16 protein-coding genes are annotated in these 14,039 nt (G+C 66.0%); all 16 read right to left on the reverse strand.

Annotated elements, in window-relative coordinates; translation table 11 throughout:
• The 16 genes from trbK-alt to BJ928_RS06110 all read right to left on the reverse strand — a co-directional run bounded on the left by trbK-alt (position 1) and on the right by BJ928_RS06110 (position 14,039).
• A complete protein-coding gene (gene trbK-alt, locus BJ928_RS06035; RefSeq protein WP_047628512.1) occupies positions 1-351 on the reverse strand; it encodes a putative entry exclusion protein TrbK-alt in 351 nt (116 codons plus the stop codon).
• A gap of 10 nt (positions 352-361) precedes the next feature.
• Complete coding sequence (gene trbJ, locus BJ928_RS06040; RefSeq protein ID WP_047628513.1) at positions 362-1,129, reverse strand: P-type conjugative transfer protein TrbJ; 768 nt, start codon at positions 1,127-1,129, stop codon at positions 362-364.
• Entirely contained in the window at positions 1,126-3,594 is a 2,469-nt protein-coding gene (gene trbE / locus BJ928_RS06045) for a conjugal transfer protein TrbE (protein WP_047628515.1), read from the reverse strand. Before trbE ends, trbJ begins: the two co-directional genes overlap by 4 nt.
• Before the next feature lie 12 nt (positions 3,595-3,606).
• On the reverse strand, positions 3,607-3,888 hold the full coding sequence (locus BJ928_RS06050) for a VirB3 family type IV secretion system protein (RefSeq protein WP_047628517.1): 282 nt from the start codon (positions 3,886-3,888) through the stop codon (positions 3,607-3,609).
• Positions 3,888-4,220 (reverse strand): TrbC/VirB2 family protein, encoded by a 333-nt coding sequence (locus tag BJ928_RS06055; protein ID WP_047628519.1) that lies wholly within the window; start codon positions 4,218-4,220, stop codon positions 3,888-3,890. The genes BJ928_RS06050 and BJ928_RS06055 overlap by 1 nt, the downstream gene beginning before the upstream one ends.
• Complete coding sequence (trbB, locus tag BJ928_RS06060) at positions 4,217-5,200, reverse strand: P-type conjugative transfer ATPase TrbB (protein WP_047628520.1); 984 nt, start codon at positions 5,198-5,200, stop codon at positions 4,217-4,219. Before trbB ends, BJ928_RS06055 begins: the two co-directional genes overlap by 4 nt.
• A 170-nt stretch (positions 5,201-5,370) precedes the next feature.
• The gene (locus tag BJ928_RS06065) at positions 5,371-5,817 is read right to left on the reverse strand and encodes a ribbon-helix-helix protein, CopG family (RefSeq protein WP_047628521.1); all 447 of its coding nucleotides are present in this window, start codon (positions 5,815-5,817) and stop codon (positions 5,371-5,373) included.
• A gap of 9 nt (positions 5,818-5,826) precedes the next feature.
• On the reverse strand, positions 5,827-7,818 hold the full coding sequence (locus tag BJ928_RS06070; protein WP_047628523.1) for a conjugal transfer protein TraG: 1,992 nt from the start codon (positions 7,816-7,818) through the stop codon (positions 5,827-5,829).
• Between the two features lie 32 nt (positions 7,819-7,850).
• Positions 7,851-9,608, reverse strand: a complete 1,758-nt coding sequence (locus BJ928_RS06075; RefSeq protein ID WP_047628524.1) for a DUF3363 domain-containing protein — start codon at positions 9,606-9,608, stop codon at positions 7,851-7,853.
• A gap of 247 nt (positions 9,609-9,855) precedes the next feature.
• Positions 9,856-10,632 carry a lytic transglycosylase domain-containing protein gene (locus tag BJ928_RS06080; RefSeq protein WP_047628526.1) on the reverse strand — a complete coding sequence of 259 codons (777 nt, stop codon included), beginning with the start codon at positions 10,630-10,632 and terminating at the stop codon, positions 9,856-9,858.
• A 4-nt stretch (positions 10,633-10,636) separates the two neighbouring features.
• On the reverse strand, positions 10,637-10,972 hold the full coding sequence (locus tag BJ928_RS06085; RefSeq protein WP_047628830.1) for a DUF736 domain-containing protein: 336 nt from the start codon (positions 10,970-10,972) through the stop codon (positions 10,637-10,639).
• A 47-nt stretch (positions 10,973-11,019) separates the two neighbouring features.
• A complete protein-coding gene (locus BJ928_RS06090; protein WP_047628528.1) occupies positions 11,020-11,565 on the reverse strand; it encodes a S26 family signal peptidase in 546 nt (181 codons plus the stop codon).
• Positions 11,562-12,080, reverse strand: coding sequence for a DUF2840 domain-containing protein (locus BJ928_RS06095; protein WP_047628530.1), 519 nt, complete (start codon positions 12,078-12,080; stop codon positions 11,562-11,564). The genes BJ928_RS06090 and BJ928_RS06095 overlap by 4 nt, the downstream gene beginning before the upstream one ends.
• Positions 12,077-12,331 carry a hypothetical protein gene (locus tag BJ928_RS06100; RefSeq protein ID WP_047628532.1) on the reverse strand — a complete coding sequence of 85 codons (255 nt, stop codon included), beginning with the start codon at positions 12,329-12,331 and terminating at the stop codon, positions 12,077-12,079. The genes BJ928_RS06095 and BJ928_RS06100 overlap by 4 nt, the downstream gene beginning before the upstream one ends.
• A complete protein-coding gene (gene parA / locus BJ928_RS06105; protein WP_047628533.1) occupies positions 12,328-12,966 on the reverse strand; it encodes a ParA family partition ATPase in 639 nt (212 codons plus the stop codon). Before parA ends, BJ928_RS06100 begins: the two co-directional genes overlap by 4 nt.
• Complete coding sequence (locus BJ928_RS06110) at positions 12,963-14,039, reverse strand: replication initiator protein A (RefSeq protein WP_082011759.1); 1,077 nt, start codon at positions 14,037-14,039, stop codon at positions 12,963-12,965. Before BJ928_RS06110 ends, parA begins: the two co-directional genes overlap by 4 nt.

Here is a 14,039-nt window from a genome sequence, read left to right on the forward strand (position 1 = left end):
CTATCTGGCCTCTTCGGGTTGGAGCGGAACCGCTGGCGCCGGGCTGGTCGTCGCCGGGCGCGGCAATTGCGCGTCAGGTAGCCGCTCGGCGGGGCGAGCCCCGGGGGCAAGGAAGCGGCGGCGGTTCTCGGCCCAGGCGCGCAGGCAGGAAGGGTCGCGCGGACCGGCCTCACCGATTCCTCCGCAGCGGATGAGTTCGGCCCGCAGCGGATCAATGGTCTCGGCGCCGGCCGGATCGACGATCTGGTCGATCGGCGCGTCCTCGTGTCTGGCCATCTCGATCGCCGTGGCGGTGACGGCCACGGCGATGAAGACGATGGCACTGACGCGGGCGAGCATCTTTCCGTCCATGATCGCGCCCTCAGTTTCCGCTCGGGAACATCCGGGCATTGCCGGGCTGATAGCCGGAGCCGGGAGTGAGGAAACGACGGCGCTGCTCGCGGCCCTGTTCGGTCGCGGCGGCCTGCTCGGCTGACTGGAGCGCCTGCGCCCGGCCATTGGCCGCGACGACCGCTGTAAGGTCGGCGAGCTGCTGGGCCTGCAGCGCGAGGAGCTGGTTGCCAGCTTGCGTCGCCTGTAGCGCGCCAGTCGCGCCCTGGCTCTGGCCGACCAGCGTCGACATTTGCGTCCGGTTGGTATCGATGTTGCCGACGACGCCGGCCTGGACGCGCATGGAGTCCTGCAGGCCGCTCACGGTGTTCTGCCAGCGCTCCTTCGCCTGGGCGACGAGCTGCTGTTCGGAAGCCGTCATCGAGGCGTTGCCGTAGGTAGTGCGGAACGCCTGATCGATGTTCTGGACGTCGTAGGCGATCCGCTGGGCTTGCTGGAGGAGCTGCTGCGTCCGCTGGACGGACTGCTGAAGCTGCTGGAGCGACGAGAATGGCAGGCTCGCGAGATTGCGGCCCTGGTTGATCAGCATCGTCGCCTCGTTCTGAAGCGAGGTGATCTGGTTGTTGATCTGCTGCAGAGCGCGGGCCGCCGTCAGCAGGTTCTGGGCATAGTTGGTGGGATCGTAGACGATCCATTGCGCCGCGGCCGGAGGTGCGACTATCGGCGTAAGCGTCAGCGGCGCCGCCAGGATGGACAGAGCGAGCCGGGCGGCGCGCGAGCGGGAGCGAAAACGGGTCATGACAATACCTCCTGGCTGGTGGGAATGACGGTCTGGGGGCTGACGTTGGTAAGGTCGGCGATGAGGTCCGCCGCCCAACCGAGCGAGCATTCGGCGAGCCATTCGTGCAGGAAGCCGTCACGGCCCGACCGGGCGAACACCTCGGCGATAAGCGCCTGGTGCTGCTTCGACGACGCGGCGCAGAGCGCCAGCGCAACGTCGGACAGGCCCAGCTCGAACAGCCGGTTGCCGCGTCGTGACTGGCAGTAGTAGTCGCGCTTCGGCGTGGCCCGCGCGAGGATCTCGATCTGGCGGTCGTTGAGACCGAAGCGGCGATAGATCGTGGTGATCTGCGGCTCGATCGCGCGTTCATTCGGCAGCAGCAGACGGGTCTGGCAGCTCTCGATGATCGCGGGCGCGATGGCGGAGTTGTCGATGTCGGACAGCGACTGCGTGGCGAAGATGACGCTGGCGTTCTTCTTGCGCAGCGTCTTCAGCCACTCGCGGAGCTGGCCGGCGAAGCCTTCGTCGTCGAGCGCGAGCCAGCCTTCATCGACAATGAGCAACGTCGGCCGGCCGTCGAGCCGGTCCTCGATGCGATGGAACAGATAGGCGAGGACTGCGGGCGCAGCGCCGGTGCCGATCAGGCCCTCGGTCTCGAAGGCTTGCACAGTCGCTTCACCCAGATGCTCGGCTTCCGCGTCGAGTAGCCGGCCATAGGGGCCGCCGACGCAATAGGGCCGCAGCGCCTGCTTCAGGTCGTTCGATTGCAGGAGGACGGCGAGGCCCGTGATGGTGCGTTCGTTGACCGGAGCGGAGGACAACGAGCTCAACGCCGACCAGAGATGCTCCTTGACGTCGGGCGTTACGGCCAAGCCTTCGCGGAGGAGGATCGCGGCGACCCAGTCCGCCGCCCAGGCGCGCTCCTGCACCTCGTGGATTCCCGCCAGCGGCTGAAGCGCCACGGAGGACTCCGATCCTTCCGTCAGGCCGCCGCCGAGATCGTGCCAGTCGCCGCGCATCGCAAGGGCCGCGGCGCGAATGCTTCCGCCGAAATCGAAAGCGAAAACCTGGCTGCCGGCATAGCGGCGGAACTGCAGCGCCATGAGCGCCAGCAGCACCGACTTGCCGGCGCCCGTCGGGCCGACGACAAGCGTGTGACCGACATCGCCGACATGAAGGGAAAACCGGAACGGGGTGCTTCCCTCGGTCTTGCCATAGAGCAAGGGGGGCGACCCGAAGTGCTCATCCCGTTCCGGCCCCGCCCACACCGCCGACAGCGGGATCATGTGGGCGAGATTGAGCGTGGAGATCGGCGGTTGCCGAACATTGGCGTAGACGTGGCCGGGCAGTGAGCCGAGCCAGGCGTCCACCGCGTTGATCGTCTCCGGCATCGCCGTGAAATCGCGGCCCTGTACGATCTTTTCGACCAGCCGCAGCTTCTCGGCGGCGATGCGGGGATCCTCGTCCCAGACCGTGACGGTCGCCGTCACATAGGCCTGGCCGGCATAGTCGGCGCCGAGTTCCTGAAGGGCGAGGTCGGCATCCGCCGCCTTGTTGGCCGCGTCGGTGTCCACAAGGACGGACGCCTCGTTGGTCATCACCTCCTTCAGGATGGCGGCGATCGACTTGCGCTTGGCAAACCATTGCCGCCGGATTTTCGTCAGCAGCTTGGTCGCATCGGTCTTGTCGAGCAGGATGGCGCGCGTCGACCAGCGATAGGGAAAGGCGAGCCGGTTCAGATCGTCGAGCAATCCAGGCGTAGTTACTGTGGGAAAGCCGACGATGGTGAGCACGCGCAGATGCGCCGTTCCCAGTCTCGGCTCCAGACCGCCGGTGAGTGGCTGGTCGGCGACAAGCGCGTCCAGGTACATTGGCGTCTCGGGTACGCGGACGCGGTGGCGTTTGGTCGAGACGCAGGAATGCAGGTAGGTCAGCGTCTCGCCGTCACCGAGCCAGACGCATTCCGGCATGAAGCCTTCGACGAGCTGCAGCACGCGATCGGTGCGGTCGATGAAGCCGCGCAGGATCTCATGGGCATCGACGCCCGATTGCTCTCGTCCCTCATAGAGCCAGGCTTCGGTGCGCGCGGCGTCCTCGGCCGGCGGCAGATAGAGGAAAGTCAGGAAGTAGCTCGACTCGAAGTGCGTGCCCGCTTCCTCGAAATCGGCCTTCCTCTCGGCATCCAGCAGGCCGGACGCTGAATCCGGAAACATGCTCGAGGGATAGGTCGCGGCGGCATGGCGCTGCGCCTCGACGAAGATCGACCAGCCGGAGCCGAGGCGCCGGAAGGCGTTGTTGAGCCGGCCGGCGACGGCGACGAGCTCGGCCGGCACGGCGGAATCCATATCGGGGCCGCGGAAGCGGGCGGTGCGCTGCAACGAGCCATCCTTGTTGAGGACGACGCCTTCGCCAAGCAGGGCGACCCAGGGGAGGAAGTCGGCGAGCCGGGTGTTGCGATTGCGATATTCGGCAAGGTTGAGCATCGATGCGCCTCCTCAGACCGCCAGGTGGCCGGGGATGCGCAGATGGCGGCGCACCACGTCGACGAATTGCGGATCGCGTTTGGCTGCCCAGACCGCCGCGAAGTGACCGAGGGCCCAAAGTCCGAGGCCGACCAGCCAGAGGCGAAGGCCGAGACCGAGCGCCGCCGCCAGCGTGCCGTTGAGGATCGCGATCGAGCGCGGGGCGCCGCCGAGCAGGATGTGCTCGGTCAGCGCCCGGTGGACGGGCACGGAGAAGCCGGGCACTTCGGCCGAGGGGTCGACCATGCCGGCCATCAGACGAGCGCTCCGCCGCCGAACGAGAAGAACGACAGGAAGAACGAGCTGGCCGCGAACGCGATCGACAGACCGAAGACGATCTGGATCAGCCGGCGGAAGCCGCCCGACGTATCACCAAAGGCGAGCGTCAGGCCGGTGACGATGATGATGATCACCGCGACGATCTTGGCGACAGGACCCTCGATCGACTGAAGGATCTGCTGGAGCGGTTGTTCCCATGGCATCGACGAGCCCGACGCGTGGGCGGCAGGCGCCACAGCGATCGACAGGAAGCTGACGGACGCTGCCGTCGCGATGTGACGACTAATGCGAAGCGAGTGACGGATCATGCTGGATCTCCCGATGGTTTGGATGCTGCGTGGGTCATGGCGTAGTCGCCGGTCGGGCCCAGCCCATCGACACGGGCGAGTTCGGCGAGACGGCGTTGAGCACCGCGGCCGGAAAGCACAGCGACGAGGTCGATGGTCTCGGCGATCAGAGCGCGCGGGACGGTGACAACGGCTTCCTGGATGAGCTGTTCGAGGCGGCGCACTGCGCCGATCGCGGTGCCCGCGTGGATGGTGCCGATGCCGCCCGGATGCCCCGTGCCCCAGGCTTTCAGCAGGTCGAGGGCTTCAGCGCCGCGAACTTCGCCGATGGGAATCCGGTCTGGGCGGAGCCGCAGGCTGGAGCGCACCAGATCGGAGAGCGAGACCACGCCGTCCTTGGTGCGCAGCGCTACGAGATTGGGGGCGGCGCACTGCAGCTCGCGCGTATCCTCGATCAGGACGACGCGATCGTCTGTCTTGGCGACTTCGGCCAGCAGCGCGTTGGTGAGCGTCGTCTTGCCGGTCGAGGTGCCGCCGGCGACGAGGATGTTTTGCCGGGACGCCACGGCATCGCGCAGCGCCTCGGCTTGCGCGCCCGTCATGATGCCGGCGGCGACATAGTCGTCCAGAGTGAACACTGCGACAGCGGGCTTGCGGATGGCGAAGGCCGGCGCCGCGACGACGGGCGGCAGCAGGCCTTCGAACCGTTCTCCCGTCTCGGGCAGCTCGGCGGAGACGCGGGGGCTACCGGGATGCACCTCGGCACCGACATGGTGCGCGACGAGGCGGATGATGCGCTCGCCATCGGCGGAAGAAAGCCGCTCACCCGTATCGGAAAGACCCTCGGAAAGTCGGTCGATCCAGAGCCGCCCGTCGGGGTTGAGCATCACCTCAACGATCGCAGGATCTTCCAGGAATCGAGCGATGGCGGGACCAAGGGCGGTGCGCAACATGCGCGCTCCCCGGATGATCGCTTCGGATTTCTGGTGTGTTGTCGCCACGTCGTCCCCGGTCTTTCGCGGGCGCGCACGACGCGCGGCCCTGGATCGGGGATGATTAAAAGAGCCAGAAGTCAGGCTGGTTCAACAAGATTAGATCGTCGTAGTAGCCTAGCGTGCAAATACAGGCGAACGGCGGAATCGGTTGTGACTTGAGAGACGACAAGCGGACACTATCGGTCCTGTGTTGGCGAGTCGTCGTCATCGCCGCTGAGCCTGCCGGGGACATCGTCGGGGATTTCCCTCAGAAAGCTCTGACCCTTCTGGAGCCTTTTGCCGAGCGTTTCGACAAAGCCTTCGAAGCGCTCGCGACCCTTGATCTGCGCGGCGGCCTGCGCGTCGCCCGGCAATGGTGGCGTGATCGTCAGCCAGAAGCGGACGAAGAGCGCCAGCGTCTCGGCCGTGACCCCGAGATCGCGCTCGATCCGTTGGGCCTGGCGGGAGAGCCGGTCCATCCGGCGGGTGAAGGCGGCCTCGCGCCGATCGGCGGCATCTGGCGAGAGGAACGACGCCACGGCTGCCTCGACGATGGCCGATCGCGGGATCTTCTTGCGTTCCGACAGCTCGTTGATCCGTGTGATCATCTCGACGGGCAAGGTGAGGTTCAGACGGTCTTTCATCGCCGCCTCCTAGAGGTCCATGCCGTCATTGGGATCGAGCGAGACCTGACGCGCGACGCCCGTCATCTGGCGGCGCAGCGCTTGACGCTGGCGGGCGACGTCCTCGGGTTCCTCGTCGAGCAGAACCGCGAACTCCTCCGCTGGCGTCTGGTCGGTCGTCTCCTTGACGATAGCGACATGATCGGGAAGCTCGGGTTCCCGGCGCAGCCCGCTATTGGCCTGGTCGCCCTCTGCCTTCTCCATCTCTGCCAGTAGCGCCGCGTCGGGTCTCTGTGGGGAGAGCGTCGACCACCCATCGGCGCGGGACGTGCGCCCGGACTTTTGCGGATCGGGCGGCGGCAGCACGCGTTCCTTAAACCGGGCGTCCTCGTAATACCGTGCCTTCTTCGCCCGGATCGGCGCAGTACCCGCGACCATGACGATCTCCTCGGTTGGCGGGAGTTGCATCACTTCGCCGGGCGTGAGCAGCGGGCGGGCGGTCTCGGAGCGCGACACCATGAGATGGCCGAGCCACGGCGAAAGGCGATGCCCGGCATAGTTCTTCATCGCCTTCATCTCGGTCGCGGTGCCGAGTGCATCGGAGACGCGCTTGGCGGTCCGCTCGTCGTTGGTGGCGAAGCTGACCCGCACGTGACAATTGTCGAGGATCGAATTGTTTGCGCCGTAGGCTTTCTCAATCTGGTTCAGCGACTGCGCGATCAAGAAACTCTTGATGCCGTAGCCCGCCATGAAGGCGAGCGCGGACTCAAAGAAGTCGAGTCGGCCAAGCGCTGGAAATTCGTCAAGCATCATCAGCACGCGATGCTTGCGCTCCTTCGCGTGCAGGTCCTCGGTCAGGCGCCGGCCGATCTGATTGAGCACCAGACGGATGAGCGGCTTGGTCCGGGAGATGTCGGATGGCGGCACCACGAGGTAGAGCGTCGCCGGACGCGGATCGGCGATCAGATCGGCGATGCGCCAGTCGCAGCGCCGCGTCACTTGGGCGACGACCGGATCGCGATAGAGGCCGAGAAACGACATGGCGGTGGAGAGCACGCCGGAGCGCTCGTTGTCGGATTTGTTCAGCAGCTCGCGCGCCGTGGACGCGACCACCGGATGCGGCCCGGCTTCGCCGAGATGCGGCGTTGTCATCATCGCCTTCAGCGTCGTCTCGATCGGCCGCTTCGGATCGGAGAGAAAGCCCGCGACTCCGGCGAGCGTCTTGTCCGCCTCGGCGTAAAGCACATGGAGGATCGCGCCGACCAGCAGCGAGTGGCTGGTCTTCTCCCAGTGATTGCGCTTGTCGAGCGAGCCTTCCGGATCGACCAAAACGTCGGCGACGTTCTGCACGTCACGGACTTCCCAATCGCCACGGCGCACCTCGAGCAGCGGATTGTACGCGGCGGATTTCGGGTTAGTCGGATCGAATAGCAGCACTCGCCCATACTTCGCCCGGAAGCCGGCGGTGAGTTGCCAATTCTCCCCCTTGATGTCATGGACGATGGCCGAACCCGGCCAGGTCAGCAGCGACGGCACGACCAGGCCGACGCCTTTGCCGGAGCGTGTCGGCGCGAAGCACAGCACATGCTCGGGTCCGTCGTGGCGCAGGTAGTCGCGCTCCAGCTTGCCGAGCACCACGCCATCCGGGCCGAGCAGCCCGGCCGCCTTCACCTCTCTCTTCTCGGCCCAGCGCGCCGAGCCGTAGGTCTCGGCGTTCTTGGCTTCTCGCGCCCGCCAGACCGACATGCCGATGGCGACCGCGATCGAGATGAAGCCACCCGACGCGGCGATGAAGGCGCCCTCTGTGAAGATCTCCGGCGCATAAGCGTCGTAGGAGAACCACCAGGCGAAGAAGGCCGGCGGGAAATAGACCGGCATTCCCGCGAGCCTGAACCAAGGCGCTCCAAGCTGCGCCTGAAAGCCAAGCTGCCAGGCGACATACTGCGTCGCCGACCAGGTCGTGATGAGCACGATCAGGAAGACGATGGTGATCTGGCCCCAGAGGATTTTGGTCGCGGACATCGGCGTTGCTCCTTTCTTCTTCTTGTTCGTGGCTAAAGGCCGAGGTCGCGCTTGCGCCCGAGGCTCCACTCGATGCCGCCGCCATCGCGGGCGACGCCGGCGATGTGCTGGCCGAGTTTGCGTTCGATCTCGCGCGACCAGGGCACGAGCTGGAAGCCGAGCCCGTTGTCGATCATGGCGAAGCGGCCTGAGGAAAGCGTCAGGCGCTGGCGATAGATCCCCGAGACATGCTCGCCGACCGCGGCCTTCACATGCGGCATCCCTGTCTCGGCCGACAGCTTCTCGCCAACGGCATCCAGTTCGCGGCGGCGCAGGGTGCTGAGGAGATCGCGCTGGAGGATGATGCGCTGACCCTGGCGGCGGCCGAGCCCTTCGTCAGCGAGATGTTCGGCGCGGGCCTGCATGGCGTCGCGCGCCTCGCGGCCGAACCCACCCATGGAGAGCAGCATCTGTTCGCGCTCGACCAGACGATGGTCGAGCCAGGTCGCGCCCGGCGCCGTGATCTGGGCGCGAAGATCGAGATCGGAACGGGTGGCGAGCACCAGCGTCGGTCGCTGGTCCTCCGACCCGCCGAAGCGCCGAACCTCGACGATGCCACCGGCAGGCGGCGCGTGCTCGAAGGCTTCGATGCCGCGAAAGCGAACATGGTGGGCGCGGCCGTCGGCGCCGTCGATCACTGCATAGGCTTCACCGGTCAGCTCGTCATGGAGACCCTTGTCGACCAGCCGGCCGATGATCGGCGAACTGGCGCCGGCGTCGATGACATAGTCGGCGACGCCGCGATCCTGGCCGCGCTCGGTGAAGGCGCTGTGCATGGTCTTGATGATGTCGCCGCGCATGCCGAGATCGCGAAGATGGCGTTCGGCTTCCAGCCCGACCATCCATTCGCCGGGACCGGCCGACGTGGCGAGCCCCATCCTCTCCAGATGCTGGAGACGGCCGATCATCAGGCGGCGGGTCTCTGGGTCGGCAGAGCCGCTGGATTCAGGACGCAGATCGATGGCGCCGACGTCGTCGGCATGGCCGCGGATCTCGACATCGAGGCGCGTCCAGCGTTCCGCTGTGACTTCCTTCTCCAACGCATTGCGGATTTCATGCTCGGGCTTCGGGCCAAGCTCGATCGACACCAGATCCTCGGCGCGCGAGCGCAGGCCTCGGCTGATATAATCGCGCGAGATGACGAGGTCGGCGCCGGCCTCATCCACGCCGCGCACGAGCAGGTGGACGTGCGGATTGTCGGTGTTCCAGTGATCGACGGCGACCCAGTCGAGCCGCGTCCCCATATCGGCTTCCATCTGCCGTGCGAGGTCGCGCGTGAAGGCCTTGAGGTCGGTCATCTCGCCGGCGTCCTCCGGCGAGACGATGAACCGGAAATGATGCCGGTCGTCCTTGCAGCGGTCGGCAAAGGCGAGATCGCCGGCGCGATCGGAGCCGGCGTCGAACATGACGCCCTTTTCTCCGTCCCGGCTGACGCCCTCGCGCTTGAGGTAGGAGAGATGCGCCGACAGCGGCGCGGAGCGGAAGGACCGGCCCTGGTGGCGCACGACGCGCGCCTTCACGACGACGCGGCGGGACGATGAGAACAGGCGGCTGCGGCTGAAACTGCCGCGCCCCCGGCCGAAGGTCGAGCGGCCATAGCCGGAAGCGCGTCTGCCTGACGCCGGCGCGCCGGTATGGCCCGCCTTCTTCGCGGCCCGCAGCACCTGGTTGAGGAAGCTCTTCGCCTTGGGGGCGCGCGTGGTTTTGATGCGGCCAGGCCGGACACGAAAATCGTTGTCGCCCTCGCTCATGATAGAGCTCCGGACAGCGGCATTTCAGACCCGTGCATACGGAAGCCTTGAAATCCTTCGCAAAAACCGGGCATCATGCCCGCGACCGACCGCCATGCACGCCAAAACGCGAGCCTCTTCAGAGGCTTACAGCGTTTCGGGCATGCGCTTTTATCTCGCCGTCTGTTGGTCGTGTCTCCCTGCCATCCCAATCCTTCCGCCCAACCTGACCGGAAGCTCGCTAGACCGCGCCAGACTGCGAAAACCCTCATTGCGGGTCTCCCGCACGATTGCGGGCAACGAACAGGCCGCCCGACTGCGGGACGATGGCGGAGACATCGCGCGCGGTCGGCGCTGTCGGCGCATCGTCCTGATTGGCGTCGCGCTGCACAGGATCGGCCGCCGATGTGCGCTCGGATTGCGCGACGAACAGCGGCGCGCGAGTCCAGGCTTGCGGATCGGCAGCGGCAACGACGGTCGCAGGAGCGGTCAGTTCACCGCCGCCGAAGATAGGAAGGAGGGCGGCTACATAGGCGCGCGTCTCCGCCGGCAAGGGACGGCCGGCGAGATACTCCTCATATCGGCCTGGTCCCGCATTGTAGGCGGCGAGAAAGCCGGGCGAACCGTACCGATCGTGCATTTCGCGGAGATACGCCGCGCCCGCCAGGATGTTGTCGCGCGGATTGAAGGGATCATTTCCGAGCGAATATCGAGCGCGCAGGCCCGCCCAAGTGTCGGGCATGATCTGCATCAGGCCCATCGCGCCCTTCGGCGATACGGCGCGCACGTCATTCGCACTCTCGACCCGCATGACCGCCCTGATCCAGGCCGCCGGAATGCCGAAGCGCTGTGCGGCTTCCGCGATGTAGGCGGCATAGGGATCGGCCGGACCCGGACGTTCGACCGGCGCGCTTTGCGCCAGCGTGACGGCCGACGGGACGCCCACGAGAAACAGGCCGGAAAGGAGAAGGAGGCCAGCATGCCGGGCGGCGCGATGACGCCCGGCAGCGGTGACTTGAGGGTCTGATGGGGAAGGCAAACGCATCGGCTCAATCCCGCTCGCCGCGTTTGGGCGGGCGGTTCCAGTGCAGGCCCCAGGCGGTCTTGTCGTCGCCCGACTGGAACAGGTTGGCGCGGATCGGCTGCGTGAAGACGGGATCGTCGAGCTGCAACGAGACGTAGTCGCCGGCACGTTCGCCGGTGCGTTTCCAACCTGCGCCAACCTCCGGCCCGTCCTCGTCGCGGAGGTGGATGCGATAGTCCGGGGCGTTCTCCGCGTCCGACGGCTCGGCCGGAACGACCGCCAGCTCGATGTCGAGCGAGAGGGTGCGGATACGGCCGGAGTAGCCCGATTTCGTGCGGGTGAATTCTCCAATCTGGGGCATGGGAAGGCTCCTTTGCTGTGCGGTGGAGGACGAAATGGACGCGCGCGTCACCGCGTTGGCGCGCGCCATTCGAAGCGGCCGTTGCCGTCTTCATCGGTGTAGAGAGGCGTCGCCCGACCGATCATCGTGTCGGTCGAGACGGGTCCGAAGTAGCGGCCGTCGAGGCTGTCGCGGACCTGCCAGTTCATGAGGAAGATCTCGCCCACGGCGATGAGGCGGCAGCCTTGCCAGCTCGGCAGGACGCGGCCCAATCGGTCGCGATCAAGCGCCTCGGCCATGTCGACGCCATCGACCGAAATCGTGCGGCCCGTGCGACACACGCGTTGCCCGGCGACGCCCGCGACGCGCTTCATCAACGGTACACCGCGCGGGAGGTAACCGCGCTCAGCGAGGAAGGTCGCGAGCGGTTCGGGCGCGTCGATCGCGACGAGATCTGTTATTTCGGGGAGATGATCAGGGTCGATCGTGTAGAGCCCGATAGGCACGCTCGCTGAAGCATTCCAGATAAGCTTGAGCGGCAGCGGAAGGACGGCTCCCATGAGGATGCCCATCGCCGCGACATACGTCGCCATGACGTAACCGAAGCGGCTCATGGCTCGGCCCTCCTGCGCAGAAGGAAGGCTCTATGCTGCTCGGCGCTGTAAATGCGCGGCTGCTCGCCGACTGTCAGGCGGTTATGGATGTGGCGCCAATGATCGGGTGACACGTTGACGGGATCGATGCCAATCGCCTCGATTGCGTCAATCGCCTGCAGGACGCGTTCGACCATGTGCCAGCCTTCGAGCTTCAGCAGGATGTCGCCGCCGGGCCGAACGAAGGGCAGTGTTTGAAATGGTTCGCTGGCGCCAACGGCGCGCACGATGTCGATCCGGGAAACGATCGTTCCGAAGTCGTTCGCCGCCCAACGAATGAAGGCAAACACGCTATTCGGCGCAAAGCCGACGACACGCCGACGGCGATCGAGGATCTGTTCGTACGTGTCGTGGCCGAACCTGATCCAGTTCTCGATTGCCTTCTCGATCCAGGTTAGCTCGACCAGTGTTGTGAAAGGAGGCGGGCTCCCTGGCGCAACAGCGCCGCGCACGCGGTTGGTTGCCGCGCCGGTCAATTCTGATCTCCTTCGGTGCTGGGGTATTCCCGTGAGAGCAGCTCGCGCAGCATGTCGGCAACCGTGACGCCGCGCTGGAACGCGACAATCTTGATGCGCCCGCGCAGTTCCGGCGTGACATCGATCGTCAGCCGGGCGGTGAAACCGCCATCTGCCGATGCGCGCGCAGACGGCTTGTCGGGCGCCTTGATCCAGCTTTCGGCATCGGCGGGATGCATTGCGAAATTACGCTTCGAGGATCGCTCGGTCATAGCGCGATCCTTCCAACTTCGGCGCAGAGCGCGGCGATGTCCCGAGCCGCTGGACTGTCATCGTCGAGTTCGGACACCAGGCGGCCGGATTGAGCGGCGTCGGCGAAGGCGACGCGCTGGCCGATCGTGGCCCCAAGCACCGGCGGATCGTGATCGGCGAGCGCTTCGGCTGTAGCGCGCGCGATGACGGTGCGTGCCCCACAGCGATTCAGCACGAAGCGCGCGGCGAGTTGCGGGCGATAGATGCGCGCCTCTCCGAGCAGTGACAGCATCTCCGCCGAGGCCCAGCCGTCAAACGGCGATGGCTGCACCGGGATCAACACGAGGTCGGCGGCGAGAAGCGCCGAGCGCATTAGCCCCGCCACACGCGGTGGCCCATCGATGACGATGTGATCGGCGTCTCGCGCCAGTTCCGGAGCTTCGCGATGCAGCGTGTCGCGCGCCAGGCCGACGACGCCGAAAAGCCTCGGAAGCGCTTCGCGAGCGCGCTGCTGCGACCAGTCGAGAGCGGAGCCTTGCGGGTCCGCGTCGATCAGCGTGACGCGCTTTCCGTTGGCGGCCCATTCGCCGGCGAGATGCAGGGCCAGTGTCGTCTTACCGACGCCGCCCTTCTGATTGAGAAGCGCGACGATCACTCCGCGTCTCCCGATGTTGAATCGAGAGAGCGGGATGTGTTTTCCGAGCGATCGGCGATGTTTTCCACATCGCGCGCGCTTCTTCTAAAGTTAGATTCTTGGTTAGACTCTAAGTTAAGGGTGCGATTCCGGCTTTGCTTTTCGGCGCTTACGCCCGGTTTGGGTTCCCGATAGCACGAGCGCGCGGTTCCCGATGGCACGATAGTCCGGGTTCCCGATAGCACGAGCCCATCCACAGTTTGTCCACAGGGCGTCGAAGGTTCGAAGGCGAGCAGAACGCGACCGCCGATTTCCACTTCGACAAACAACTTGTAGCCGGGCAGTGGTTGGCGGCGGATGATGTCGCGCAGCTCGAATGCGAAGCGCTTGAAGGGGGAGAGGCTTCCGGATTTCTGGTGAAGATGTCGAAAGTCGAAGCGCCAGCCCCTGCGCTGCCTGCCGCCATGCTTGCGCACGAGGCGGTAGAGCCAGCGGTCGAGACCGCCGGTGAGATCGAAATACGCCCGGTCGATCGTCAGTACGAGGGCGTCGTCGAGGACGGCGCGATAGAACCAGTCAGGAACGATCAGCTCGATACCGGCTGGTCTACCGTTACGATCGGTGCGCTCCTGCCACTCGTTGATCCACGAGAAGCGATGCCGGCGACCTTCCGCGGGCTGGCGGATTGAGGTGGCGACCGTGGTCGACTGGAGCCGGTCGAGAGCAGCTTTCAGTCGCTGGTAGTCACGCAGGCCGACGCCGCGGCCAATGAAGTTCAAAATCTCATAGGGCGTCGCCGCCATCAGGCGCGAGGTACGCAGCCCTGCGTCGCGTGCCTCGACGATCTGGCTTGCCGCCCAGATCAGGATGTCGGCGTCCCAGATGGTGGCCATGCCATGATCGGGCACCGCCTCGACACGGATCGACACGTCGCCGGCGACGAAGTCGATCGGAGCGGTTCGGTGCGATTTCGAAAGGGAGAAGAACGGATAGGCCATGAGATCCTGCGCGTCGCGAGGCGCGAAGTCGCCGGGGAGCGCGTGGAACAGATCGAGTTGTCCGCGCTCCGAGATTGGGCGATGTCGCGCTGTCAT

This window comes from Rhizobium sp. WW_1 (genome assembly GCF_003610155.1).
In the GTDB taxonomy this organism is placed as follows: Bacteria; Pseudomonadota; Alphaproteobacteria; order Rhizobiales; family Rhizobiaceae; genus Rhizobium; species Rhizobium tropici_A.